The sequence below is a fragment of the Streptomyces sp. NPDC059828 genome (assembly GCF_042731955.1).
Lineage (GTDB): Bacteria > Actinomycetota > Actinomycetes > Streptomycetales > Streptomycetaceae > Streptomyces.
The window spans coordinates 17256-42292 of record NZ_JBHWIW010000055.1 but is presented as its reverse complement, the minus strand read 5'-3'; the positions used below and the strand labels follow the sequence as shown (position 1 = coordinate 42292).

The following is a 25037-nucleotide window of genomic DNA, read 5'->3' as shown; positions in this document are numbered from 1 at the left end:
TCGGGCCGGGAAGCCCCTTCCGCGACGGCCCCGTACCATGGACACAGCCGTGGCGCGTCCGCCCGGCGGGCGTACGAGCACACAGACGCCGCATCCCACGATCCGAGAGAAGCGCAAGCCACTCATGCCCACGCGCCACGACATCCGTAACGTAGCCATCGTCGCCCACGTCGACCACGGCAAGACGACCATCGTCGACGCCATGCTGAAGCAGGCGGGAGCCTTCGCCGCGCACCAGCTCGACTCCGTCGACGACCGCGTCATGGACTCGAACGACCTGGAGCGTGAGAAGGGCATCACGATCCTCGCCAAGAACACGGCGGTGAAGTACCACCCCAAGGACGGCGGGGCCCCGATCACGATCAACATCATCGACACCCCCGGCCACGCCGACTTCGGCGGTGAGGTCGAGCGCGGTCTGTCGATGGTCGACGGCGTCGTGCTGCTGGTGGACGCCTCCGAGGGCCCGCTGCCGCAGACCCGTTTCGTGCTGCGCAAGGCGCTCCAGCGGCGGATGCCCGTCATCCTCTGCATCAACAAGACGGACCGTCCGGACTCCCGGATCGACGAGGTCGTCAACGAGACCTACGACCTCTTCCTCGACCTGGACGCCGACGAGGAGCAGATCGAGTTCCCGATCGTCTACGCCTGCGGCCGTGACGGCATCGCCTCGCTGACCAAGCCGGAGGACGGTACCGTCCCGGCCGACAGCGAGAGCCTGGAACCGTTCTTCTCCGCCATCCTGGATCACATCCCGGCGCCGGTCTACGACGACGAGGCGCCGCTCCAGGCGCACGTCACCAACCTCGACGCCGACAACTTCCTCGGCCGTATCGCGCTGCTCCGGGTCGAGCAGGGCGAGCTCCGCAAGGGGCAGACGGTCGCCTGGATCAAGCGGGACGGCTCCATCGCCAACGTCCGCATCTCCGAGCTGATGATGACCGAGGCGCTCACCCGCAAGCCCGCCGAGAAGGCGGGCCCCGGTGACATCTGCGCCGTGGCCGGTATCCCCGAGATCATGATCGGTGAGACCCTGGCCGACCCGGAGAACCCGATCGCGCTGCCGCTGATCACGGTCGACGAGCCCGCGATCTCGATGACCATCGGTACGAACACCTCGCCCCTGGTGGGCCGCGGCGCCACCGGCAAGGGCGCGGACAACAAGGCGGCCGTCAAGGACCGCAAGGTCACCGCCCGCCAGGTGAAGGACCGTCTCGACCGCGAGCTCATCGGCAACGTCTCGCTGCGCGTGCTGGACACCGGGCGCCCCGACGCCTGGGAGGTGCAGGGCCGTGGTGAGCTCGCCCTGGCCATCCTGGTCGAGCAGATGCGCCGCGAGGGCTTCGAGCTGACCATCGGCAAGCCGCAGGTGGTCACCAAGGAGGTCGACGGCAAGGTCCACGAGCCCGTCGAGCGCATGACGATCGACGTGCCCGAGGAGCACATGGGTGCGGTCACCCAGCTCATGGGCGTGCGCAAGGGCCGCATGGACAACATGTCGAACCACGGCTCCGGCTGGGTGCGCATGGAGTTCGTCGTTCCCTCCCGCGGCCTCATCGGCTTCCGTACCGAGTTCCTGACCCAGACCCGCGGCACGGGCATCGGCCATTCCATCCACGAGGGCCACGAGCCGTGGTTCGGCACCCTGACGACCCGCAACAACGGCTCGCTGGTCGCCGACCGCTCCGGCGCCGTCACCGCGTTCGCGATGACGAACCTCCAGGAGCGCGGCGTGCTGTTCGTCGAGCCGGGCACCGAGGTCTACGAGGGCATGATCGTCGGTGAGAACTCCCGTTCCGACGACATGGACGTGAACATCACCAAGGAGAAGAAGCTCACGAACATGCGGTCCTCGTCGGCCGATTCCTTCGAGGCCATCGTCCCGCCGCGCAAGCTGTCGCTCGAGCAGTCCCTGGAGTTCTGCCGGGACGACGAGTGCGTCGAGGTGACCCCGGAGGCCGTGCGTATCCGCAAGGTCAACCTGGACGCCCGTGAGCGTGCCCGCGCCGCCTCGCGCGCCAAGCACGGCTGACCTAGCGACGACGAAGAACCGGCCCCGCAGATCCTGCGGGGCCGGCCGTCGTTCACCCCTGTGCGTACGAGGCGTCCGGCCTCCTGGACTGCCCGGACTCCGCGGAAGCGGAGTCAACCACTTTTCGGTGCGAGCGTCCGGTTTCCGGACGTTGCTCGCCGGAACTTGTATTAACAGTCCGTTTCGCGGGTGTCTGTCTGTGCTCCCTTTGTCCGGATATTGGCCATCTGGGCACGAGTGATGTTGTCAAACCGAGACTCTTTAGGTGTGGTTTACGGCGCGAAGGTAGCCAATAGTTGGCTTCATTGAGCTCGGGTCAACGGGTCAAGCGCTGTGGGGAGCGCCGACTCACGAGCACACTCAGGGTGCGGAAGTCATCGCCGTCAGGGGTGTCGGCGATTTTTTGTGCCCTTCTCGAAGTGACAACTCATGAGGAGGAACCCATGCGCGGTGCCAAGAGCGCCAAGTGGGTCGCGGGTGCGATCGTTGTCGCCCTGGCCGCGACCGCCTGTGGTGGCGGTAGCGGTAGCAATGGCAAGGGCGGCGCTGCCCGTCAGATCGTGATGGAGCTCGGGGAGCCCCAGAACGGTCTGGTCCCGTCGAACACGTACGAGTCCGAGGGCTCCGAGGTCATGAACGCCCTGTTCACCGGCCTCGTGCGGTACGACGAGAAGAACGAAGCCCAGCTGGACATGGCTGCGTCGATCGAGACCAAGGACAGCAAGGTCTGGACGATCAAGCTCAAGGACGGCTACACCTTCCACAACGGTGAGAAGGTCACCGCGCAGTCCTACGTCGACGCCTGGAACTACGGCGCCAACCAGGACAACACCCAGGAGACCAACCCGCTGTACGCCAAGATCGATGGCTACGCGGACCTGAACCCGGGCGAGGGCAAGAAGCCGGCCACGGACAAGATGAAGGGCCTGAAGGTCGTCGACGAGAAGACCTTCGAGGTCACGCTCTCGGCGCCGTTCAGCAGCTTCAAGACCATGCTGGGCTTCAACTCCTTCTACCCGCTGCCGAAGGCGTTCTTCTCGGACCCGAAGGGCTTCGAGACCGCCCCGATCGGCAACGGCCCCTTCAAGATGGACGGCAAGTTCGTCCACAACCAGCAGATCAAGACGGTCAAGTACGACAAGCACCCCGATGTCAAGGACATCAAGATCGCGGGTGTGACCTTCAAGATCTACAACAACCAGGACACGTCCTACCGCGACCTGCTCGGTGGCGCCGTCGACATCATGGACAACATCCCGACGTCCGCGATGGCCACCGCCTCCAAGGACCTCGGCGAGCGTTACATCGAGGGCACGGACTCCGGTGTCGGTTACCTCGGCTTCCCGCCGGCGACGACCAACAAGGCCTACTCGAAGCCCGAGATCCGCAAGGCCATCTCGATGGCGATCGACCGGAAGTCGATCACCGAGAAGATCTTCCTCAACACCCGTACCCCCGCGGACGACTTCATCAACCCGCTGGTTCCGGGCTACCGCCAGGGTGCGTGCGGCGACGCGTGCAAGTACAACCCGACCGAGGCGAAGAAGGCCTTCGACGCCGCGGGCGGCCTGCCGGGCAACAAGATGGAGCTCGGCTACAACGCCGACGGCGGCCACAAGGAGTGGATCGAGGCTCTGGCCGCGCAGCTCGAGAAGAACCTCGGCCTGGACGTCACGGTCAAGCCGTTCGAGCAGTTCGGCGCCATCCTCGACGACCTGGGTGCCAAGAAGTACAAGGGCGCGTTCCGTATGGCCTGGTCGATGGACTACCCGGCCGCCGAGAACTACCTGCGTCCGATCTTCTCCGAGGACGCCATCACCAACGGCTCCAACTACTCGGGCTACGTCAACAAGGACGTCGAGAAGTTCCTGGACCAGGCCGACACGGCCACCAGCGAGGACGCCGCGGTCAAGGCCTACCAGCAGGCGGACGACGTCCTGCTGAAGGAGCTGCCGTACATCCCGGTGTACTTCTACAAGCTGAACGCCGGTACCAGCAAGAACATCAAGCCGGGCTTGCGTATCGACAACATGACGCAGGTGGACTGGACTTCGGTCAACCCCGCCTGACGGTTCACGGGACCTTCTGAGAGGTCCTGACAGCATGGGGGTGACGGGACTAAGCGCCCGTCACCCCCCTCTGCCGTCTCCCTGTCGATAACCCCACCCGGGTGTGCTGAAAACCCTCCGTTGTGCACCCGGTATCCGTACAACTGGAGACCTGATGGGTCGATACCTGATTAGGCGTCTGCTGCAGGCGATACCCGTACTGCTCGGCGCGACCATCCTTCTGTACTGCCTCGTCTTCCTGCTGCCAGGTGACCCGATCCAGGCCCTGGCGGGCGAGAAGAGAGCAGACCCTGCCATCGCGGCGCTGCTTCGGGAGCAGTACCACCTCAATGACCCGCTCTACATGCGGTACTGGTACTACATCTCGGGCGTCTTCACGGGTGACTTCGGCGAGACCTACACGGGTCGCCAGGTCTCCGAGATCATGAGCGAGCGTTTCCCGGTCACCCTGAACCTGGCGCTCATCGCGTTCGCCATCGAGGCGCTGATCGGTATCGTCGCCGGTGTCTTCGCGGCCCTTCGCCGCGGCAAGTTCCTCGACAACATCGTCCTCATATCGACTCTCCTTCTCGTCGCCGTGCCGTCGTTCGTGCTCGGTAACGTGCTCCAGCTGACGCTGGGCGTGAAGTGGGCCGTCGCGCCCATCTCGTACGACGCGGAGGACATGACGACCCTGATCCTCCCGGGTGTGGTGCTCGCCTCGGCGTCCCTCGCCTACATCGCCCGGCTCACCCGGACCAGCATGATGGAGACGATGCGCGCGGACTTCGTGCGTACCGCTGTCGCGAAGGGCCTGGGACGGGGACGGGTCATCGTCCGGCACGCTCTGCGCAACGCGCTCATCCCCATCGTCACCTTCCTCGGCGTCGACCTCGGCGCCCTGATGGGCGGCGCGATCATCACCGAGCGCCTGTTCAACATCCCCGGCATCGGCGGGCAGCTCTTCCAGTCCGTCTACCTGCGCGAAGGCCCGGTCGTCGTCGGCATCGTGACCGTGCTCGTCCTCGTCTACATCTTTGCCAACCTCGTCGTGGACCTTCTCTACGCCGTGCTCGACCCGAGGATCCGCTATGCCTGAGAACACCTCTGCAACCGTTGAGGACAGCGTGGCCGCGCCGGTGACCAAGACCGAGGGCGGCAAGAGCGGCAAGGGCAAGGAAGCGAAGCCCGAGCGCGTCGCCAGCATGTGGAGCGACGCCTGGCGCGACCTGAGGCGCAACCCGGTGTTCCTCATCTCCGCGGCGATGATCCTCTTCCTGCTTGTGATGTCCGCCGTGCCGCAGCTGTTCACGAGCGCCGACCCGTTCGCCAAGGGCTTCTGCGACCTGTCGCACTCCGTGGAAGAGCCCAGTGCCGCGCACTGGTTCGGGTTCGACGTCCAGGGCTGCGACATCTACACCCGGGCCGTCTACGGCACCCGCAACTCGATCATCGTCGGTGTGCTCACCTCCGTGCTCGTCACGCTGGTCGGTGGCGCACTCGGCATGATCGCCGGTCTGCGCGGCGGCCTGCTGGACTCCCTGGTCTCCCGTTTCACCGAGATCTGGTTCGCCATCCCCACCATGCTCGGTGGTCTGCTCGTCCTGGCGATGCTCGGCTCCGGCAACGTGGTCACCGTGTCGCTGATCATGGCGGTGCTCGGCTGGCCCCAGCTGTTCCGCATCATGCGCGGTGGCGTCATCACCAACAAGCACAACGACTACGTGGTGGCGGCCAAGGCGCTCGGCGCCAGCGGCTGGCGTATCGCCATGCGCCACGTCCTGCCGAACTCCCTCGCCGCGGTGATCGTCATGACGACGATCAACCTCGGTGTGTACATCTCCGCCGAGGCGGCCTTCTCGTACCTCGGCATCGGTGTCCAGTCCCCGAACATCTCCTGGGGTCTGATGATCAGCGACGGCCAGGACCGCTTCCTGTCCTCCCCCCACATGGTGCTGTTCCCGTCGCTGTTCCTGAGCATCACGGTGCTGGCCTTCATCATGCTCGGCGAAGCAGTGCGCGACGCCCTCGACCCGAAGCTGCGCTAGGAGGGCGTACGTGACCACCATCGACAAGACCAGTCCGGTCCCCGCGCCGCGCGGGGACGCACACGACAGCGCCCCGCTGCTCGAGGTGAAGGACCTCCATGTGGAGTTCCACACCCGGGAGGGCGTCGCCAAGGCCGTCAACGGCGTGAGCTACAACGTCCACTCCGGCGAGACCCTCGCGGTGCTCGGCGAGTCCGGCTCCGGCAAGTCCGTGACCGCCCAGGCGATCATGGGCATCCTGGACATGCCTCCCGGCAGGATCCCGCAGGGCGAGATCCTCTTCCGCGGTCAGGACATGCTGAAGATGTCCGCCGAGGAGCGGCGCAAGATCCGCGGCCGGCGCATCGCCATGATCTTCCAGGACGCGCTCTCTTCGCTGAACCCGGTGATGAGCGTCGGGTACCAGCTCGGCGAGATGTTCCGGGTGCACCTGGGCATGTCCCGCAAGGAAGCCAAGGCCAAGTCCATCGAGCTGATGGACCGGGTGAAGATCCCGGCCGCCAGGGCACGTGTCAACGACTACCCGCACCAGTTCTCCGGCGGTATGCGTCAGCGGATCATGATCGCCATGGCGCTGGCGCTGGAGCCTGACCTGATCATCGCGGACGAGCCGACCACCGCGCTCGACGTGACCGTCCAGGCCCAGGTCATGGACCTCCTCGCGGAACTCCAGCGCGAGGAGAACATGGGTCTGATCCTCATCACCCACGACCTCGGTGTCGTCGCCGACGTCGCCGACAAGATCGCGGTGATGTACGCGGGTCGCATCGTGGAGACCGCGCCCGTCCACGAGCTGTACGGGCGGCCTGCCCACCCGTACACCCGCGGACTGCTGGACTCCATCCCGCGCCTGGACCAGAAGGGCCAGGAGCTGTTCGCGATCAAGGGTCTGCCGCCCAACCTGATGAAGATCCCGTCGGGCTGCGCCTTCAACCCGCGTTGCCCCAAGGCACAGGACGTGTGTCGCACCGATGTGCCGCTGCTGCGCCCGGTGACCGAGGAGGACGGCGCCGAGCTGCCCGGCCGCGGCAGCGCGTGCCACTTCTGGAAGGAGACGATCCATGGCTGAGACAAGCAAGAAGGACGAGGCCGTGGACGCGACCCCGAACGTCACCGACGTCGAGACGGTCGACGCGAGCACCGATGCCGAGGCCGTAGCGGCCATCGAGGCTCCCGTCGACCGGGGTGAGCCGATCCTCCAGGTGCGCAACCTGGTCAAGCACTTCCCGCTGACCCAGGGCATCCTCTTCAAGCGGCACGTCGGCGCGGTCAAGGCCGTGGACGGGATCTCCTTCGACCTCTACCAGGGCGAGACCCTCGGCATCGTCGGCGAGTCCGGCTGCGGTAAGTCCACCGTCGCCAAGCTGCTCATGCTGCTGGAGACCGCGACCGCCGGTGAGATCTTCTACAAGGGCCAGGACATCACCAAGCTGTCCGGCCGGGCGCTCAAGGCCGTCCGCCGGAACATCCAGATGGTGTTCCAGGACCCCTACACCTCGCTGAACCCCCGGATGACCGTCGGTGACATCATCGGCGAGCCCTTCGAGATCCACCCCGACGTGGCTCCGAAGGGCGACCGGCAGCGCAGGGTGAAGGACCTGCTGGACGTCGTCGGTCTCAACCCGGAGCACATCAACCGCTATCCGCACCAGTTCTCCGGCGGACAGCGCCAGCGCATCGGCATCGCGCGCGGCCTGGCGCTCAACCCGGAGATCATCATCTGCGACGAGCCGGTGTCGGCTCTGGACGTGTCGGTCCAGGCGCAGGTCGTCAACCTGATGGAGAGGCTCCAGGACGAGTTCAACCTGTCCTACCTCTTCATCGCCCACGACCTGTCGATCGTCCGGCACATCTCCGACCGGGTCGGCGTGATGTACCTGGGCAAGATGGCGGAGATCGGCACCGACGTGCAGATCTACGACCACCCGACGCACCCCTACACCCAGGCGCTGCTGTCGGCCGTCCCGGTGCCCGACCCGGCGGTCCGCGAGGGGCGCGAGCGCATCATCCTCACCGGTGACGTCCCGTCGCCGGCGGACCCGCCGTCCGGCTGCCGCTTCCGCACCCGTTGCTGGAAGGCCCAGGACAAGTGCGCCACCGACGTGCCTCTGCTGGCGGTCCCCGAGCGCTTCCAGAGCGTGGACACGCCGGCCGCGCACGAGTCGGCGTGCCACTTCGCCGAGGAGAAGGACGTGGTCCACGTCGCCTGACAGGCGGCGGTGCCAGGTCCACGGCTTGCACACTCAAGGGCGCTCTTCCCGCGGGAAGAGCGCCCTTGGGCGTTTCCCCGTGCCACATCCGACATCACGGCTGCGCGTAATGTCAGGTTTTGGGGTGATATTGGGGTCTACTTGTCTCCCTGGACCCCGAGGAGGCACCCATGCGCCCAGCCGTGCATGCCACACCCGCCGCACGGGCCGCCGTCGCGTTCGCGCTCGCGTGCACTGCGGCTGCCTGCGGCGGTGGGAGCGGCGGCGGAGGCGGGGCCGACGGGATCGTGAGCTCGTCGTGGGGGGATCCGCAGAATCCGCTGGAGCCGGCGAACACCAACGAGGTCCAGGGCGGCAAGGTCCTCGACATGGTCTTCCGGGGGCTCAAGCGGTACGACCCGAAGACCGGCGAGGCGCAGAACATGCTCGCCGAGAAGATCGACACCACGGACTCCACCACCTTCACCGTCACCGTCAAGGACGGCTGGACCTTCTCCAACGGGGAGCCCGTCACCGCGCAGTCGTTCGTGGATGCCTGGAACTACGGCGCCCACCTCGAGAACAACCAGCGCAACGCCTACTTCTTCGGCTACATCGAGGGCTACGACCAGGTCCATCCGGCGTCCGGCGATGCCACCGCCCAGACCATGCGGGGTCTCAAGGTGACCGGTCCGCGGACCTTCACGGTGACGCTCAGCCAGAAGTTCTCCACCTGGCCCGAGACCCTCGGGTACGCCGCCTTCTCACCGCTGCCGAAAGCCTTCTTCACCGACCATGACGGGTGGCTGGCCAAGCCCGTCGGGAACGGTCCGTACACCGTCGATTCCTACGCCAAGGGCGCGCAGATGTCCCTGCGCCGCTGGGACGGCTACCCCGGCGACGACAAGGCGAGGAACGGCGGCATCGACCTCAAGGTCTACACCGACAACAACACCGCCTACACGGACCTGACGGCCGGAAACCTCGACCTGGTCGACGACGTTCCCGCATCGCAGCTCAAGAACGTGCAGGCCGACCTGGGCGACCGCTACATCAACACTCCTGCGGGCATCATCCAGACCCTCGCCTTCCCCTTCTACGACCCGGCCTGGAACAAGCCGGGTCAGGAGAAGGTCCGGCAGGGCCTGTCCATGGCGATCAACCGTGAGCAGATCACCGAGACCATCTTCAGGAAGACCCGCACCCCGGCCAAGGACTGGACCTCGCCCGTGCTCGGCCCCGACGGGGGCTATGACGACGCGCTCTGCGGCTCGTACTGCACCTACGACCCGGTCCACGCGAAGCAGCTGATCGCCGAAGGCGGCGGCATTCCCGGTGGCCGGCTGACGATCTCGTACAACGCGGACAACGGCTCGCACAAGGAATGGGTCGACGCCGTGTGCCACTCCATCAACAACGCCCTCGGAAACGACCGGGCCTGTACGGGGAGTCCGGTCGGCACCTTCGCCGACTACCGCGGCAAGATCACCCAGTCCAAGCTGAGCGGGCCCTTCCGGGCCGGCTGGCAGATGGACTATCCGCTCATCCAGAACTTCCTCCAGCCGCTCTACTACACCAACGCCTCGTCCAACGACGGCAAGTGGACCAACGAGGAGTTCGATCGGCTCGTCGACGCGGCCAACGCCGAGACCGACCCGGCCAAGGCCGTCGGCACCTTCAAGCAGGCCGAGGCCGTCGTGCGCGATCAGATGGCCGCGATCCCGCTCTGGTACCAGAACGGCAGCGCCGGCTACTCGGACCGGATCAGCGATGTCTCGCTGAACCAGTTCAGCGTCCCCGTCTTCAACGAGATCAAGGTGGCCGGCTGACGGGCGGCCACCCGGCCCCGTTCACCCGGACCCGTACCACCCCAGGGAGTCCGTGATGGGACGCTATGTGATCCGCCGCCTGCTCCAGATGATCCCCGTCTTCTTCGGCGCCACGCTGCTGATCTTCCTGATGGTGAACGTGATGGGCGACCCCATCGCGGGCCTGTGCGGCGAACGCCAGTGCGACCCTGCGACCGCCGCACAGCTGCGCAAGGAGTTCGGCCTCGATAGGCCCGTCTGGCAGCAGTACCTGACCTACATGGGCAATGTCTTCACCGGTGACTTCGGCACCGCCTTCAACGGACAGCCCGTCACCGAGCTGATGGGCACCGCCTTCCCCGTCACCATCCGGCTCACCCTCGTCGCGATCTTCTTCGAGATCGTCATCGGCATCACCCTGGGGGTGCTCACCGGACTGCGGCGCGGGCGGCCCGTCGACTCCTCCGTGCTGCTGCTGACCCTGGTGGTCATCTCCGTCCCCACCTTTGTGACAGGGCTGCTGCTGCAACTGCTGCTCGGTGTCGAATGGGGCTGGATCAGGCCCTCGGTCTCCTCCGAGGCGCCACTCGGCGAACTGCTCGTCCCCGGGCTCGTGCTCGCCTCCGTCTCGCTCGCGTACGTCACCCGGCTGACCCGGACCTCCATCGCCGAGAACCGGCGTGCCGACTACGTCCGTACCGCCATCGCCAAAGGGCTCCCGCGCCGCCGGGTGATCGGCCGCCATCTGCTCCGCAACTCGCTGATCCCGGTCGTCACCTTCATCGGTGCCGACATCGGGGCCCTGATGGGCGGGGCGATCGTCACCGAGCGCATCTTCAACATCCACGGTGTCGGCTACCAGCTCTACCAGGGCATCCTCCGCCAGAACACCCAGACCGTCGTCGGCTTCGTCACCGTGCTGGTGCTGGTGTTCCTGATGGTGAATCTGCTGGTCGACCTGCTCTACGCCGTACTCGACCCGAGGATCCGCTATGCATGAGCCGCAGCAGTACGACGGCGGGGGAGCGATCGCCCCGACCGGTGCCGGTGGCGCGATGGACCTGGCGACCAGCGAGGGCGCCACCCTGGAGCGGGGGCCGGCGGGCGGGCCGGGCGCGCCGCTCGGCGGCGGGCCCGCGGGGCGGCCCCGGAGCCTGTGGTCCGACGCCTGGCGGGATCTGCGCCGCAACCCCGTGTTCGTGATCTCCGCCCTGGTCATCCTGTTCCTGGTGGTCATCTCGATCGCACCCTCACTGATCGCCTCCGGCAATCCACTGGACTGCGACCTGGCCAAGGCCCAGCAGGGCTCCCAGCCAGGACACCCCTTCGGCTTCGACGGCCAGGGCTGCGACGTCTACACCCAGGTCGTCTACGGCGCCCGCACGTCCGTCGCCGTCGGCGTCTGCGCGACGCTGGGGGTCGCGCTGCTCGGGTCCGTACTCGGCGGTCTCGCCGGCTACTTCGGCGGTCTCGCCGACTCCCTGCTCTCCCGGCTCACGGACGTCTTCTTCGCCATCCCCGTGGTGCTGGGGGGCCTGGTGCTGCTCTCCGTCGTCACCAGCGACACCATCTGGCCGGTGATCGGCTTCATGGTGCTGCTCGGCTGGCCGCAGATCACCAGGATCGCCCGGGGCTCGGTGATCACCGTCAAGGAGAACGACTTCGTACAGGCCGCGCGAGCCCTCGGCGCGTCCCCCGCGCGGCTGCTGCTCCGCCATATCGCGCCCAACGCCGTGGCCCCGGTGATCGTCGTGGCCACCATCGCCCTCGGTACGTATGTCGCGCTGGAGGCGACGCTCTCCTACCTCGGTGTCGGGCTGCGCCCGCCCACCGTGTCCTGGGGCATCGAGATCTCCGCCGCGTCCCCGTACATCCGCAACGCCCCGCACATGCTGCTGTGGCCGGCCGGCGCGCTCGCGATCACCGTGCTCGCGTTCATCATGCTCGGCGACGCGGTGCGTGACGCGCTCGACCCCCGACTGCGCTGAGGAGCCAGCCGCCATGCTGCTCGAAGTACGCGATCTGCACGTGGAGTTCCGCACCAGGGACGGGGTCGCCAAGGCCGTCAACGGCGTCAGCTACGCCGTCGACGGGGGCGAGACCCTCGCCGTGCTCGGTGAGTCCGGCTCCGGGAAGTCCGTCACCGCCCAGGCGATCATGGGCATCCTCGATGTCCCGCCCGGCCGGATCACCGGCGGTGAGGTGCTGTTCCAGGGCAGGGACCTGCTGAAGCTCGGGGAGTCCGAGCGCCGCGGGATCCGGGGCGCCCGGATGGCCATGATCTTCCAGGACGCCCTCTCCGCGCTCAACCCCGTGCTGACCGTCGGCGACCAGCTCGGGGAGATGTTCACCGTGCACCGGGGCATGTCGAGGAAGGACGCCCGTGCCCGTGCCATCGAGCTGATGGACCGGGTCAGGATCCCGGCCGCCAGGGAGCGCGTCAGCCAGTACCCCCACCAGTTCAGCGGGGGCATGCGTCAGCGCATCATGATCGCCATGGCGCTGGCACTGGAGCCGGACCTGATCATCGCGGACGAGCCGACCACCGCGCTCGACGTGACCGTGCAGGCCCAGGTGATGGAGCTGCTCGCGGAGCTCCAGCGCGAGTACCGCATGGGCTTGGTCCTGATCACCCACGACCTCGGGGTCGTCGCCGATGTCGCGGACAGGATCGCCGTGATGTACGCGGGCAGGATCGTCGAGACCGCACCCGTCCACGAGCTCTACAAGGCACCCGCCCACCCCTACACCCGGGGTCTGCTGAACTCCATTCCGCGCCTGGACCAGAAGGGCCGCGAACTGTACGCGATCAAGGGGTTGCCGCCGAACCTGATGCACATCCCGCCCGGCTGCGCCTTCCATCCGCGCTGCCCGATGGCCCGGGACATGTGCAGGACGGACGAGCCCGAGCTGTCCGCCGTGGACCGGCCGGGCCGGTCGAGTGCCTGCTTCTTCTGGAGGGAGTGCCTCCATGGCTGAGCCGATCATCGAGGTGCGCGGGCTGCACAAGCACTACCCGCTCACCCGCGGTGTGCTGTTCAGGAAGCAGGTGGGGGAGGTGAAGGCCGTCGACGGGGTCGACGCCGACCTGTTCCCGGGTGAGACGCTGGGCATCGTCGGCGAGTCCGGCTGCGGCAAGTCGACGCTCGCCCGGCTGCTCGTCCATCTGGAGCGGCCGAGCAGCGGGCAGATCCGCTACAAGGGCGAGGACATCACCAGGCTGTCCGGTCGTGCGCTGAAGGCCGTGCGCCGCCAGATCCAGATGGTGTTCCAGGACCCGTACACCTCGCTCAACCCGCGGATGACGGTCGGGGACATCGTCGGGGAGCCGTACGAGATCCACCCGGAGGCCGCACCGAAGGGCGACCGGCGCCGCCGGGTGCAGGAGCTGCTGGATGTGGTCGGGCTCAACCCGGAGTACGTGAGCCGCTATCCGCACCAGTTCTCCGGCGGTCAGCGCCAGCGCATCGGCATCGCCCGCGGGCTCGCCCTGCGGCCCGAGGTCATCGTGGCGGACGAGCCCGTGTCGGCGCTGGACGTCTCCGTGCAGGCGCAGATCGTCAACCTCCTGGAGAAGCTCCAGGACGAGTTCCGGCTCAGCTATGTGTTCATCGCCCACGACCTGTCGATCGTGCGTCACATCTCGGACCGGGTGGGCGTGATGTATCTGGGCAGGATCGTGGAACTCGGCCGGAACGAGGAGATCTACGACCACCCGACGCACCCCTACACCCAGGCGCTGCTCTCGGCCGTCCCGGTGCCGGACCCCGAGGCACGGGAGCGGCGTGGACGGATCATCCTTTCCGGTGATGTGCCCTCCCCGGCGAATGTCCCGTCCGGCTGCCGCTTCCGCACCCGCTGCTGGAAGGCACAGGAGCGGTGCGCCACCGAGGTGCCCGCGCTCGCGGTGCCGGAGGCATTCCGCCTGGCCGAGGGATCCGCGAGGCACGACTCGGCCTGCCACTTCGCCGCGGAGAAGCGGGTGGTGCCCGGACCGGGCGGGGACGGCCCGCCCGGTCTCGGGGCCAGGCCCCGACAGGACTAAGCGGCGGTGGCTTCGAGCCTGGCGCGGTCGAGGAAGGCCAGCCGGGCCGCCTTCTGCGGGATGAACACCTCCGGGAGGTTCACCTCGGGCAGGACCACCTCGGCGCCCAGCTCGAAGCCGGCGCGCTCCAGCCGCCTCACTGCCTTGTCGTTGCGCAGATCGGGTTCCGCCACGACCCGCTGGATCCCGGGGTCCCGCAGGAGGAAGCCGGTGGCGAAGGACAGCAGCACGCCGGTGAAGCCGGGGCGCGGAGCGCCGTGGGCCGGGCCGACCAGGACGTGCAGGCCGATGTCCCCCGTTCTGGCGTCATAGCACTCGCTGACCCGGTCGGCCTCGGGGTCGTAGCTCTGGAACAGCATCAGGGGTGTGCCGTCGCTCTCCACCAGCCAGGCGTGATGGGTGGTGAGCGTGTCCATGTGCCGGTAGATGTCCCGGACCTCGTCGCGTGTGGTCTCACCCATGCCCCAGAAGCGGGCGCGGTCCTCGGTGACCCATGTGTGGATGAGATCGGCGTCGCGTTCGGGGTCCAGGGGGCGGATGCTCAGCGTTCCGAAGCCGTCGACGGCCTTCTCGTAGACGGCCGACCGGTAGGCGGGCTCAGTGGTCATGCCTCTCCTTGGTGCGGTACTGCTGGTGGTGCTCAGGCGGTGGGCTCGGGGCTGAGCCCGCTGAAGTCGGTGACGACGGGGACGAGTTCACCGCGCAGCCACAGTGGCAGCTGGTCGCGGTGGTGGGGGTCGCCCGGGATACCGCGGGCACCCAGCGGGACCACCCAGCGGCTGTCCTCGCGACGCCGCAGGTCCCAGACGTAGCGTGCGGCGGGACCTCGGGCGGCGTGGTCCGTGATGCCGGGGACGCTGGAGGTGGCCAGGACGCAGTCGTGGTCACCGGCCAGCCCCGGCCACTGCTCGTCGTCCAGCGGCAGCGCCCGCCAGGGCGCGAGCCGGTGCCGTTCGCCCCAGGCGTCCCGGGTGCGGGCCGGGTGCGCCGCGACCTCTTCGAGCGCCTCGCGGACCACTTCGGCGCGGTCGATGCCCGGCAGCAGCCGGGTCGCGAGCAGCCCCTCCAGGGCGTAGCCGACCTTCACCAGGAGGGTGAGCCAGGGCTGGAACACGTCTGGGTACGGCAGCGGTTCCCTCAGGCAGGCCAGTTCCGGGTGGACCGCGATCCGCCGGACCACCGCATGCCGCACCTCGGCGTACGCGGTGGCTGCCGTGCTGTCGGCGTCCATGCGCCGGTCCCAGGCCAGCAGTCGCTCGCGCAGTTCCGAGGCCGCCGGGCTGAGCCCGGCGGGCCCGTCGGGAGCGGCGATCAGGTCCAGCAGCGGGCGGGCGGACGCCAGATGGGTGTCCATGTGCACCGTCGTCATCTCCGCCGCACTCCAGCGGTCCGAGGCACGCAGCAGGCCGGCTATACGGTCCGCGCGGTGCGGCGGCGCGAACTCCACGCCCAGGGGTCCGGCCAGTACGCGTTCGTTGGCCATGACCGCGAAGTCGGCGACCTCGGTGCGTGGCATCGGCTCGTGCATGCCCTGCCACTCGTGCCCGTGCTCCCAGGCCGGCACCACCCGCAGCCGGTTGTCCCGGTGTCGCAGCGGCACGCGGCCCGCGGTCCGGTGCAGCAGCCCGCCCGAGGTGTCGGCGGCCAGCACCACGTTCACCGGCTCGACCCAGCGCTCGAACGCCCGGTCGACGTCGGCGACCGTACGCGCCCTCATCAGCTCGGCTGTCGCCGCGAAGCCCAGCTCCGCGGTGACGCGCGGGACGTACCGCAGGCTGACGGCCTCCGCGGTCCCGTCGCCGGCGGGGGCCTCACCGATGATCACCGGGCCGCGGGCGGTCTCGATCACCTCGACGCGTACCGGATCACCTCCGGCGACCTCCACCGTCTCGGTGTGGTGTGCGGCCGGTCGCCAGCCGTCGGGGCCGAGGGCCTCGACGCCGTCGGCGGTGCGCCGCAGCCGCTCGCGGTACAGGTCCTGGTAGTCGGCCATCGCGTTGGTGATCGCCCAGGCGACGCTTCCGGTGTGGGCGAAGTGGGCGACACCCGGCACCCCGGGGAAGGCGAGCCCGACCACGTCGTAGTCGGGGCAGACCAGATGGACCTGCTGGTAGATGCCGGGGTCCTCGATGAAGCGGTGAGGGTCGCCCGCGATGAGCGGGGCGCCGGTGCTGGTGCGTCCCGCGGAGACGAGCCAGCCGTTGGAGCCGGCGGTGCCGGGCCCGTCCACGGCGAACAGCTCGATCGCCTCGTCCCCGAGCCGCCGCGCGACCTCGTCGCGCCACAGCTTGGTCGGGAAGCCGGCGAAGAGGATGTGCGTGGACAGCCAGAGCGACAGGGGGGTCCACGGCTCCCACGTCCCGGGGGCGAGTCCGGCTTCGGCGAACTCGGGCGCGTTCGCCGCGCCCCGGCCCAGGCCGACGTTCACCCCGTCCACGTACGCAGCCACCCAGTCGCGGGTCTCCCCGTCGAGGGCCTCGTAGCAGCGCCGCGCGGTGTCCGCGAGCCGCGCCTGCCGGGCGAACCGGTCCCAGGCGAGGGCCTCGGCGCCCAGGAAGGCGGCCGAGGTGCCCTGGGCACGGTGCCGCTCGACCTCGAGCTGCCAGGCGCGGTCGACGGCTGCGTTGTGGCCCTGGGCGTACGCGAGTTCGTTCGCGCTGCCCGCGCGCAGATGCGGGATGCCCCACGCGTCACGGAAGACCTCGGTCCTCACAACGACACTCCTTTAGGTTAGGCTGCCCTAACCTTAACCGTTCGCGTGGGAGGAGAGCACGGTGGGGCATGGCTGGGAGGGCGTCGTCCTCAAGCTGATGCGGGGCAGGGACTTCACCCTCACGGTGACCGGCGCCGAGCAGGTCGCCGAGCGGTACCGCCGACTGTGCCTGAGCGACGGCGGCATGCTGCGGGCGACCGGCGTGCACCCCACTATGTGGGTGCGGCTCTGGTTCGAGAGCGAGGGCAGGCCGCACCAGCGCGCCTACACGCTCGTGGACCCGGACCCGGTCGAGGGAACCTTCAGCCTGGAGTTCGCCCTGCACGACGGGTGTGCCAGCGACTGGGCCCGCACCGCCAAGCCCGGAGACACGATCGAGGCGACCGTCCAGGGCACCGGCTTCACCGTGCCCGACCCGCTGCCGTCGCGGATGTTCGTGATCGGCGACCCCGCGTCCCTTCCGGCGATCAACTCCCTGCTCGGTGCCATGCCGGAGACCCCCGCCACCGTCTGGTTCGAGACCCCGCATCCGTCCGACGCCGACCTGCCGGTGCGGACCGACGCGGAGCGCCATGACCTGCGCAGGGTGCCGCGCCGGGACGCCGGGGCGCACCTCGTGGACGAGGTGCGGGCCGCGCTCCCCGCGCTGCTCGACGGGAATCCGTCCGCGGCCTTCGTGTGGATCGCCTGCGACGCCGCGACGACCCGCCGGCTCACCGCGTACCTGCGCAAGGAACTCGGCATCCCCAAGGACCGGGTGAACGCCCTCGGCTACTGGCGCACCGTCTGATTTCCCCCGGGCGGCCTCACTTGGGCCTGCGGCGCGTTAACGCCCGGGCAACGCCACCGAAGCGAATCCGATATACGGACGCGGCACGCTGAACTCCGTACGGCCGTGCGGGTGCCGTTGACCGGCCGGGAGACGGGAGTCCCCCGGCCGGTCGCCCTCAGTCCCCGGTCGTCATCCCCAGGGCCCGCTTCAGGAAGTCCACCTGAAGCAGCAGCAGATTCTCCGCGACCTCCTCCTGCGGGGTCATGTGGGTCACCCCGCTGAGCGGCAGCACCTCGTGGGGGCGGCCCGCCGCCAGCAGGGCGGACGACAACCGCAGGCTGTGCGCCGCCACCACGTTGTCGTCCGCCAGACCATGGATGACCATCAGCGGTCGCGCCGGTTCCGCCGCACCACTCAGCCCCTCATCGGTGACCAGGGAGTTGGCGGAGTACACCGCGGGCCGCTCCTCCGGCAGGCCGAGATAGCGCTCGGTGTAGTGGGTGTCGTAGAGCAGCCAGTCGGTCACCGGCGCACCCGCGACACCCGCGTGGAACACGTCCGGCCGGCGCAGCACCGCCAGCGCCGCCAGATAACCCCCGAACGACCAGCCGCGGATCGCGACCCTGCCCAGATCCAGGGGGTATCGGCCGGCGAGTGCGTGCAGCGCCTCGACCTGGTCGTCCAGCGTGCGGGTGAAGTCGTGGGCGATGGCCTTCTCCCAGGAGGGGGAGCGGCCCGGGGTGCCCCGGCCGTCCGCGACCACCACCGCGAAGCCCTGCTCGGCGAACCACTGGGAGGTGAGGTGCGCATGGTGCGCGGCGACAACACGCTGCCCGTGGGGTCCCCCGTACGGGTCCATCAGAACCGGTAGCGGACCGTCCGATTCCCGCCAGTTGGACGGAAGCAGGACGGCGCACGGGATCCTTCGCGTGCCCCCTTCCGTGAGCTCCATGCGCGGGGACAGCACCGGCTGCTGCGCATGCGAGGCGATCACGGCGACCTGCTTGCCGTCCTTCACCACCCGTACCGTCGTGCCGCTCGATTCCGGCCGGGCCGACGCGAGCACGGTCACCCCGCCGGAACGCACCGCCGAATGCACCCCCACGCCATCGGAGACCCGCTCCACGCCCAGCTCATCGACCCGGTACACATGGATCTCGCCGATCTCCGGCTCCGCCGCCTCCGCGCCCGCGGACGCCGACACCAGGACGTCGGAATCGCCGATGTCCAGCACGGACCGCACATGCAACTGAGGCCCGGTCAGCGCCCGGTCGCCCCATGCCAGCACCCGGGCCCCGCCCTCGTCGGTGACCCGTACCAGCTGCCCGTCCGGCGCCCAGGCGGGCACCCCGCCGCACAGCTCGAGCCAGATCGGGTCCTCGTCCCCGTGCACCGTGCGCGTGGCACCGCTCGCGGTGTCCACGGCGAGATGCGCCGCCTTGCCCTGCCCGCGCTCCTGCACCAGCAGCAGCGGATCCCCGCACGCAGACCAGTGCACCCGGGCCAGATACGGGTACCGCGCCCGGTCCCACACGACCTCGGTACGGGACCCGTCGAGAGCGACCAGGAACAGCCGCACCTCCGCGTTGGCCGTCCCCGCCGCCGGGTAGGCGACCCGAGCCGGTTCCGTCTCCGGCCGCGCCGGATCCGCGATCCACCAGCGCTGTACGGGGGATTCGTCGACCCGCGCCACCAGCAGCCGGTCGCTCTCGGGCGACCACCAGAACCCGCGGGCGCGCCCCATCTCCTCGGCCGCCAGAAACTCCGCGACGCCGTAGGAGACCCCGGCGTCCTCCGGCGTTGCCAGCGCACGGTCCCCGTCGCCCCCCGCGTCGATCACCCGGAGCACGCCCTGCGCCGAGTAAGCGACGAACCTCCCGTCCGGAGACGGCCGCGGATCGATCACCGGTCCGGCCGCAGGCAGTTCGCGTGCCGTACCAGCCCGCAACTCCGCTGCGAAGAGCCGCCCGGACAGCGCGAACGCGGCCAACTCCGCGGCGCGGTCCACGGCATACGAGACGATGCCCCCGGAGCCCTCACGGCTGCGCTCCCGACGTGCCCGCTCCTCGGCGGACAACTCCTCCGCCGACCCGCCCAGCAGCACCTCGGGGTCCGCCGCCACCCGCTCGCGCACCTGGCCACCGGAACCGTCTGCGCCGTCGAGGTCAAGCACCCACAGCCGGTGGGCCCGTTCCGTCCCCGAGGCCGAGCGCAGGAACACCGCACGCGAGCCGTCGGGCGACACCGTGAACGCCCGGGGAGCGCCGAGCCCGAAGCGCTGGGTTCTGGCGTGCTGGCGGGGGAAGCTGAGCGGGGCTGAGCCGGTGGCAGGGGCCGAAGGGGCCGGGGGAGTGGGGGAGTGCTGCTGCCTCGAGGTCATATGGCCGAATCTAATGCCGTGCGCCCCCGTGTGCTGCCGTGCACCGATCGATGCGTGCCTATGGATAGTTATGATCCCTAGCGCGAGGTGGGTATGACTCCTCCGGCACATGCGATCTGCCCCTTACCGGCCGAATATCTGTGGAGGTGAACCGCCGTGGCACTCTCGATTTCGGCGGTGGTGCTGCTGGCGATCATCGTCTTCCTGCTGGTCAGGAAATCTGGCCTGAAGGCGGGGCACGCCGCAGTCTGCATGCTGCTCGGGTTCTATCTCGCGAGCTCGTCCATCGCGCCCACGATCAGCGAGCTGACCACGAACGTCGCGGGGATGATCGGCGGCCTCAAGTTCTAGGTCCTGTCCGGGGGGCGACCTTTGAGCGCGGCGTCAGACGCATGGGGTCCCCCCGGCCCTCCGGAGTCGAGGGGACGCATCGCAAGGCGATGGGGTTCCCCCGCCGGAGGCAGGGGCAGATCGCCCTCGTACCGGGCGTACTCGGGCGAGTCCGGCAGTGCAGTGTGGGAGTGCCACCCGGCACAGCCATGGGGAGCGCCGTAGCCGGCGTCGAGGTCCCGCGACGCCCGGACAGGACCCGGTTCCGCGCCTCGTAGGCTGGGGGCATGACGGACCTCCCAGCCCGTCGTCTGCTGCTGGTGCACGCGCACCCCGACGACGAGTCGATCAACAACGGTGCCACGATGGCGCGGTACGCGGCCGAAGGCGCCCATGTCACCCTCGTGACATGCACCCTCGGCGAGGAGGGCGAGGTCATCCCGCCCGCACTCGCCCATCTGACCGCCGACCGGGAAGACGGACTCGGCACGCACCGGATCGGGGAACTGGCCGCCGCCATGGCCGCGCTGGGCGTCACCGACCACCGCTTCCTCGGCGGCCCCGGCCGCTTCCGCGACTCCGGGATGATGGGCCTGCCGCAGAACCAGCGCAGCGGCGCCTTCTGGAGCGCGGACGTGGACGAGGCCGCGTGTCACCTCGTTCAGGTGATCCGTTCGGTACGGCCGCAGGTCCTCGTCACCTACGACCCGAACGGCGGCTACGGCCACCCCGACCACATCCAGACGCACCGGGTCGCGATGCGGGCCGCCGAACTCGCCGCCGACCCCGCCTGCCGGCCCGACCTCGGTGAGCCGCACTCCATCGCCAAGATCTACTGGAACCGGGTCCCGGAGTCCGCAGCCGAGCACGGCTTCGCCGCACTGCGCGCAGCCGGGCCTTCCGGCGCCTTTCCCGGGATCGCCGACATGGCGGACATCCCCGGCATCGTGGATGACGCGGAGATCACCGCCGAGATCGACGGTGGCGTGTACGCCGACCGCAAGGCGGCGGCGATGCGCGCCCATGTCACCCAGATCGTGGTGGATGGTCCGTTCTTCGCGCTTTCGAACGGCCTCGGCCAGCCGCTGTTCACCACCGAGTGCTACCAGTTGGCGCGTGGCACGTCCGGCGCTCGCGCGGGCGACCGCGAGCACGACCTGTTCGAGGGAGTAGCCCTGTGAGTGAGCAGCGCCAGTCGCGTCAGCCGAACGAGCGGCCCCGGTCCGAGACGGCCCGGCCCGGCTCCTGGCTGACCCGCGGGCTGAAACCCGGACGGATCGCTGGATATGTCGGGCTGCTGGTCCTCGGGTTCGTGGTGGGCGCCGCGGGATCGCTGGTCCAAGCCGCATGGTTCCCTGCCGGGTTGCTGCTCGCCCTCTTCGGCTGCGCGGGGCTGTTCTACGGAGGCGTGCGTGCCGCCGGGACGCAGTTCGGAGCGCTGGTACCCGCCGGTGGCTGGATGGCGGCGGTGCTGCTGCTGAGTGCCGGACGGCCGGAAGGTGACGGCCTCTTCGCGGGCGGGCTCGGCGAGATCCTGTTCCTGCTGGGGGGAGTGGCGCTGGCTGTGATCTGTGCCACCATGTCGCGGTCGTGGTCACCGGCCGGGCAAATCAGCCGACTTGGCGCGTGAGGTGTCCTTCTCGGGCCGAAATGGCCCCTGTGGCCGGACGGTGACGGGCGGCGTGCGCACCGTACCGCTTCCCCTGTCCATGGGTGCAGGGTCGGCGGCGGCCAGTATGGTGGTGCGCGCTGCCGAGTCGCCCGAAGCAGTGGTACCAGTAGGAACGGGCGGCGGAGCCGATCGGGAGAACCAGCTTTGAGTCGTGAAACTGACAGTTCGTCCTCCGGCCCCCAGGGGCGCGGTGGAGCCGCGTACCCCTCGGGCACACCGCCGTACGGATCGCGCCAGTATCCGTCGCTGCACCCCACGCAGGACGCACCGGACGAGAGAGCCGAAGCCGCTCCGAAGCCGGACGAGCCCAAAACAGAGACCACGCTGACGACGCGCATCCGGATCAACATTCCGGGCTCGCGGCCGATTCCGCCGGTCGTCATGCGTACGCCCATGAGTGATGTGGACGCACGGCGCGCAGCGGGGGGCGCGAAGGGCACGGAGGGCACGGAGGGCGCGAACACCGCGAAAGCCGCGCCGGGTGCGCAGGGGGGCGGCGGTGAGCGGGTGTCCGAGCGCACCGGCAGCACCCCGCGGCCCGCGGCGCCCGTCGAGGTTCCGGAGGCGTCCGCGCCCGTCCGGCCGCGCGACGAGTCTCCGGCCGAGGCGGACAACCCGGCGGAGGTGCCGGGGGACAAGCCGCCCGAGCAGCGGACGAGCGACTGGTTCGCACCACGCAAACCGCCCGCCCAGGCTTCTGTGCCCGCGCAGGCCGCGCCCCCCGCGCCCGCTCCGGGAGCCCCGGCCGGACGCACCGCGCCCCCGGGCCCGCGCCCCCAGAGCACACCCGGTCCGGCCGGACCCGCTGGGCCGACCAGCGGTCCGGTCACCGGCACGTCCCCCTTCGCCAAGGGGGCCCCGGGCGGCTCAGGAGCTCCGGGGGTGCCGGGAACCCCGGCCCGCGGCGGCGACCGCGCCGTCCCGCGGATGGGCGACGACACGGCCGTACTGACCCCGCAGAAGTCGCCGTCCGACACCGGGCCCACCGCCATGCCGGGACCGTCCACCCCCGCGGGCAACGTCTCGGGTGACACGCTGACCAGCGGTATCCCCGTGGTCCCGTCCCAGCAGCGTTCGCCGTTCGCGCCACCGGAACCCGTGGCACCCGCGGGTGGCCCGGATGTGAGCCCCTGGCCCTCGTCCGGTCCGGCCGCGGACTTCGCCGCGCCGGACTACGTCAGCCGGGCCTTCCCCGGCCCGTCCGGACCGCCGTCCCCCTTCGCCCCCGGCGCCCCGGCGCACGACGACGCACCCGCCCCGGCCGCGTCGCCGCGTCCGGCGAAGCCCGCGAAGAAGGGCCGGTCCAAGACCGTCCTCGCGGGAGCGGGCGTGTTCGGGGTGCTGGTCGTCGCGTACGGCACCGGACTGCTGCTCAACCACTCCGATGTGCCCGAGGGCACCACAGTCCTGGGCGTCGACATCGGCGGTGGCACCAAGGAAGAGGCAGTCACCAAGCTGGACGCCGCCCTCGGCAGTCGGGCCGCGGCCCCGCTGGAGCTCTCGGTCGGCCAGAAGAAGGAGAAGCTCGCTCCGGGCAAGGCAGGCCTCGCCCTGGACAGCCAGGCGACCGTGCGCGCCGCCGCGGGCACCGACTACAACCCCGTCTCCGTCATCGGCTCCCTCTTCGGCGCCGAGCGGGTCGCCCAGCCCGTGATCCCCGTCGACGAGGAGAAGCTCCAGGTCGCACTCTCGGACCTGGCGATCGCCTCGGGCTCCGCCACCGAGGGCACGATCAGGTTCGAGCCGGGCAAGGCCGTCGCCGTGCCGGGCAAGGCGGGCTCGTCACTGGATGTCGGGAAGTCGATGATCTCGGTCAAGGACGCCTATCGCGCCCAGGTCGAGACGGGCCGTCCGAATCTGGTCGAACTGCCCGTGGGTGCCAGCGAACCCACCATCACCCAGCAGGAACTGGACCGGGCGATGAAGGAGTTCGCCGAGCCCGCCATGTCCGGACTCGTCACCATCCAGGCAGGTGGCAAGGAGATCCAGTTCGGCCCCGCCCGCTCGCTGCCGAAGATCCTCTCGATGAAGCCCGTCGACGGCCGGCTCGTCGAGGTCTACAACAAGCAGGCGATCACCGAGCTGCTGGACGGCGTCTTCGACGGCATCACCATCACCAAGCGCGACGGCAAGGAGCACCCGGTGTCCGCCGATGACGTCGCATTGGCGATGCAGCAGGCGCTGCTGGGCAAGACCCCCCAGCAGCGGACCCAGGAGATCCCGCTCAGTCCGCAGGGCTAGGCCGTGTGTGAGAACTGGCGTCGCGAGCCAGGCGGGAGTTCTCACACACACCTGGTTCCGGTCACGGCGCCAGATCATGTCCGAGGCCCTGCCCCCGTCACGACGGGGGCAGGGCCTCGGAGTCAGTCCACCGGGCGGACCGTCCGCGGTCCCGCGCACCGGGCGCCGAGTGCCTGCACCCGCTCGCGCAGTTCCCGATCGGCCGTGACCACCACGCAGTCCTGCCCGGCGTAGCCGGCGGCGAGTTCCACGATCAGGTCGTCGCCGCTGCCGGGCGCGGAGTCCACCCGCACCCCGGGCACGGACGCGACGTCGCGTGCGGAGCCCTCGACGACCAGGATGATCTCCTCGTCCCCGGACCTCGCCGCCAGCCGGTCGCGCAGCCGCTCGGCGGCGCCGCGCCGGTCCTTCCACCAGCCGTCGGGCACGGAGCCCACCACGTTCGCCGCATCCACGATCAGCACGGTCATGGGGTCATTATGGTGAGCGGTTCGGCAAGCCGCCGTCTCCCCGATCGGCCAGGCGACTTCAGGCCGGTTCTCCGGGTGGCCGGGTGTGCCCTCCAGTGGCGGAAGATCTCCCGGACCGGTCCGGCGAAGGTGAAGCCGTGCTCGGTGATCCAGGTCGCGACGGCGTCGTACGCGGTCCGGATCTCCGGGAAGACGGCTGCCGGCCCTCCATTACCGTGCTGGCACAGGCGGCTTCCGGGATGCGTCCGGGTCGGCAAGGGCCGGTGCCAGCAGACCACTCGCGTCGTAG

At 69.5% G+C, this 25037-nt stretch carries 20 protein-coding genes; 16 read left to right on the top strand and 4 right to left on the bottom strand.

Going from position 1 to position 25037, the window contains the following annotated elements; all coding sequences use genetic code 11:
- The first annotated feature begins 124 nt into the window (after positions 1-124).
- The 11 genes from typA (at position 125) to ACFV6V_RS26805 (ending at position 14170) form a co-directional block, all read left to right on the top strand.
- Positions 125-2032: a translational GTPase TypA gene (typA, locus tag ACFV6V_RS26855; RefSeq protein WP_385569796.1), complete on the top strand. Its 1908-nt coding sequence runs from the start codon at positions 125-127 to the stop codon at positions 2030-2032.
- A gap of 443 nt (positions 2033-2475) precedes the next feature.
- Positions 2476-4101, top strand: coding sequence for an ABC transporter substrate-binding protein (locus ACFV6V_RS26850; protein WP_385569794.1), 1626 nt, complete (start codon positions 2476-2478; stop codon positions 4099-4101).
- A 154-nt stretch (positions 4102-4255) separates the two neighbouring features.
- Positions 4256-5179, top strand: coding sequence for an ABC transporter permease (locus ACFV6V_RS26845; protein WP_385569791.1), 924 nt, complete (start codon positions 4256-4258; stop codon positions 5177-5179).
- Positions 5172-6128 carry an ABC transporter permease gene (locus ACFV6V_RS26840; RefSeq protein WP_385569788.1) on the top strand — a complete coding sequence of 319 codons (957 nt, stop codon included), beginning with the start codon at positions 5172-5174 and terminating at the stop codon, positions 6126-6128. The genes ACFV6V_RS26845 and ACFV6V_RS26840 overlap by 8 nt, the downstream gene beginning before the upstream one ends.
- A gap of 10 nt (positions 6129-6138) precedes the next feature.
- Entirely contained in the window at positions 6139-7197 is a 1059-nt protein-coding gene (locus ACFV6V_RS26835) for an ABC transporter ATP-binding protein (protein WP_385569786.1), read from the top strand.
- Positions 7190-8338, top strand: coding sequence for an ABC transporter ATP-binding protein (locus tag ACFV6V_RS26830; protein ID WP_385569783.1), 1149 nt, complete (start codon positions 7190-7192; stop codon positions 8336-8338). Before ACFV6V_RS26835 ends, ACFV6V_RS26830 begins: the two co-directional genes overlap by 8 nt.
- 170 nt (positions 8339-8508) lie before the next feature.
- Positions 8509-10146, top strand: coding sequence for an ABC transporter substrate-binding protein (locus ACFV6V_RS26825; RefSeq protein WP_385569780.1), 1638 nt, complete (start codon positions 8509-8511; stop codon positions 10144-10146).
- 55 nt (positions 10147-10201) lie between these two features.
- On the top strand, positions 10202-11125 hold the full coding sequence (locus tag ACFV6V_RS26820) for an ABC transporter permease (protein WP_385569778.1): 924 nt from the start codon (positions 10202-10204) through the stop codon (positions 11123-11125).
- Positions 11118-12113 (top strand): ABC transporter permease, encoded by a 996-nt coding sequence (locus tag ACFV6V_RS26815; protein WP_385569775.1) that lies wholly within the window; start codon positions 11118-11120, stop codon positions 12111-12113. The genes ACFV6V_RS26820 and ACFV6V_RS26815 overlap by 8 nt, the downstream gene beginning before the upstream one ends.
- A gap of 13 nt (positions 12114-12126) precedes the next feature.
- Positions 12127-13104, top strand: a complete 978-nt coding sequence (locus tag ACFV6V_RS26810) for an ABC transporter ATP-binding protein (protein WP_385569773.1) — start codon at positions 12127-12129, stop codon at positions 13102-13104.
- Positions 13097-14170 carry an ABC transporter ATP-binding protein gene (locus tag ACFV6V_RS26805; RefSeq protein WP_385569770.1) on the top strand — a complete coding sequence of 358 codons (1074 nt, stop codon included), beginning with the start codon at positions 13097-13099 and terminating at the stop codon, positions 14168-14170. Before ACFV6V_RS26810 ends, ACFV6V_RS26805 begins: the two co-directional genes overlap by 8 nt.
- On the opposite strand, the gene ACFV6V_RS26800 is transcribed toward ACFV6V_RS26805, so the two are convergent.
- Positions 14167-14778, bottom strand: a complete 612-nt coding sequence (locus tag ACFV6V_RS26800) for a GNAT family N-acetyltransferase (protein ID WP_385569768.1) — start codon at positions 14776-14778, stop codon at positions 14167-14169. The two genes, ACFV6V_RS26805 and ACFV6V_RS26800, sit on opposite strands and share 4 nt — an antisense overlap.
- Positions 14779-14810: 32 nt before the next feature.
- On the bottom strand, positions 14811-16883 hold the full coding sequence (locus tag ACFV6V_RS26795; protein ID WP_385569766.1) for a penicillin acylase family protein: 2073 nt from the start codon (positions 16881-16883) through the stop codon (positions 14811-14813).
- A 61-nt stretch (positions 16884-16944) separates the two neighbouring features.
- On the opposite strand from ACFV6V_RS26795, the gene ACFV6V_RS26790 reads away from it, so the two are divergent.
- Positions 16945-17673 carry a siderophore-interacting protein gene (locus ACFV6V_RS26790; protein WP_385569764.1) on the top strand — a complete coding sequence of 243 codons (729 nt, stop codon included), beginning with the start codon at positions 16945-16947 and terminating at the stop codon, positions 17671-17673.
- Between the two features lie 157 nt (positions 17674-17830).
- Here the strand turns inward: ACFV6V_RS26790 and ACFV6V_RS26785 are convergent, their stop codons facing one another.
- Positions 17831-20035: a prolyl oligopeptidase family serine peptidase gene (locus tag ACFV6V_RS26785; protein ID WP_385569761.1), complete on the bottom strand. Its 2205-nt coding sequence runs from the start codon at positions 20033-20035 to the stop codon at positions 17831-17833.
- Between the two features lie 156 nt (positions 20036-20191).
- Between ACFV6V_RS26785 and ACFV6V_RS26780 the strand changes: the two genes are divergently transcribed.
- From ACFV6V_RS26780 to ACFV6V_RS26765, 4 genes are all read left to right on the top strand, one after another.
- Positions 20192-20386, top strand: coding sequence for a hypothetical protein (locus ACFV6V_RS26780; RefSeq protein ID WP_361278816.1), 195 nt, complete (start codon positions 20192-20194; stop codon positions 20384-20386).
- A gap of 266 nt (positions 20387-20652) precedes the next feature.
- Positions 20653-21546 (top strand): N-acetyl-1-D-myo-inositol-2-amino-2-deoxy-alpha-D-glucopyranoside deacetylase, encoded by an 894-nt coding sequence (mshB, locus tag ACFV6V_RS26775; protein WP_385569758.1) that lies wholly within the window; start codon positions 20653-20655, stop codon positions 21544-21546.
- A complete protein-coding gene (locus ACFV6V_RS26770; RefSeq protein ID WP_385569755.1) occupies positions 21543-21995 on the top strand; it encodes a DUF6113 family protein in 453 nt (150 codons plus the stop codon). The genes mshB and ACFV6V_RS26770 overlap by 4 nt, the downstream gene beginning before the upstream one ends.
- 186 nt (positions 21996-22181) lie before the next feature.
- On the top strand, positions 22182-24278 hold the full coding sequence (locus tag ACFV6V_RS26765) for a hypothetical protein (protein WP_385569752.1): 2097 nt from the start codon (positions 22182-22184) through the stop codon (positions 24276-24278).
- Positions 24279-24400: 122 nt separating this feature from the next.
- On the opposite strand, the gene ACFV6V_RS26760 is transcribed toward ACFV6V_RS26765, so the two are convergent.
- On the bottom strand, positions 24401-24748 hold the full coding sequence (locus ACFV6V_RS26760) for an NTP pyrophosphohydrolase (protein WP_385569749.1): 348 nt from the start codon (positions 24746-24748) through the stop codon (positions 24401-24403).
- Positions 24749-25037: the final 289 nt, after the last annotated feature.

Coding starts and splice junctions, on each gene's coding strand:
- typA (WP_385569796.1), top strand. CDS start 125: ATGCCCACGCGCCACGACATCCGTAACGTAGCCATCGTCGCCCACGTC.
- ACFV6V_RS26850 (WP_385569794.1), top strand. CDS start 2,476: ATGCGCGGTGCCAAGAGCGCCAAGTGGGTCGCGGGTGCGATCGTTGTC.
- ACFV6V_RS26845 (WP_385569791.1), top strand. CDS start 4,256: ATGGGTCGATACCTGATTAGGCGTCTGCTGCAGGCGATACCCGTACTG.
- ACFV6V_RS26840 (WP_385569788.1), top strand. CDS start 5,172: ATGCCTGAGAACACCTCTGCAACCGTTGAGGACAGCGTGGCCGCGCCG.
- ACFV6V_RS26830 (WP_385569783.1), top strand. CDS start 7,190: ATGGCTGAGACAAGCAAGAAGGACGAGGCCGTGGACGCGACCCCGAAC.
- ACFV6V_RS26825 (WP_385569780.1), top strand. CDS start 8,509: ATGCGCCCAGCCGTGCATGCCACACCCGCCGCACGGGCCGCCGTCGCG.
- ACFV6V_RS26820 (WP_385569778.1), top strand. CDS start 10,202: ATGGGACGCTATGTGATCCGCCGCCTGCTCCAGATGATCCCCGTCTTC.
- ACFV6V_RS26815 (WP_385569775.1), top strand. CDS start 11,118: ATGCATGAGCCGCAGCAGTACGACGGCGGGGGAGCGATCGCCCCGACC.
- ACFV6V_RS26810 (WP_385569773.1), top strand. CDS start 12,127: ATGCTGCTCGAAGTACGCGATCTGCACGTGGAGTTCCGCACCAGGGAC.
- ACFV6V_RS26805 (WP_385569770.1), top strand. CDS start 13,097: ATGGCTGAGCCGATCATCGAGGTGCGCGGGCTGCACAAGCACTACCCG.
- ACFV6V_RS26800 (WP_385569768.1), bottom strand. CDS start 14,778: ATGACCACTGAGCCCGCCTACCGGTCGGCCGTCTACGAGAAGGCCGTC.
- ACFV6V_RS26785 (WP_385569761.1), bottom strand. CDS start 20,035: ATGACCTCGAGGCAGCAGCACTCCCCCACTCCCCCGGCCCCTTCGGCC.
- mshB (WP_385569758.1), top strand. CDS start 20,653: ATGACGGACCTCCCAGCCCGTCGTCTGCTGCTGGTGCACGCGCACCCC.
- ACFV6V_RS26760 (WP_385569749.1), bottom strand. CDS start 24,748: ATGACCGTGCTGATCGTGGATGCGGCGAACGTGGTGGGCTCCGTGCCC.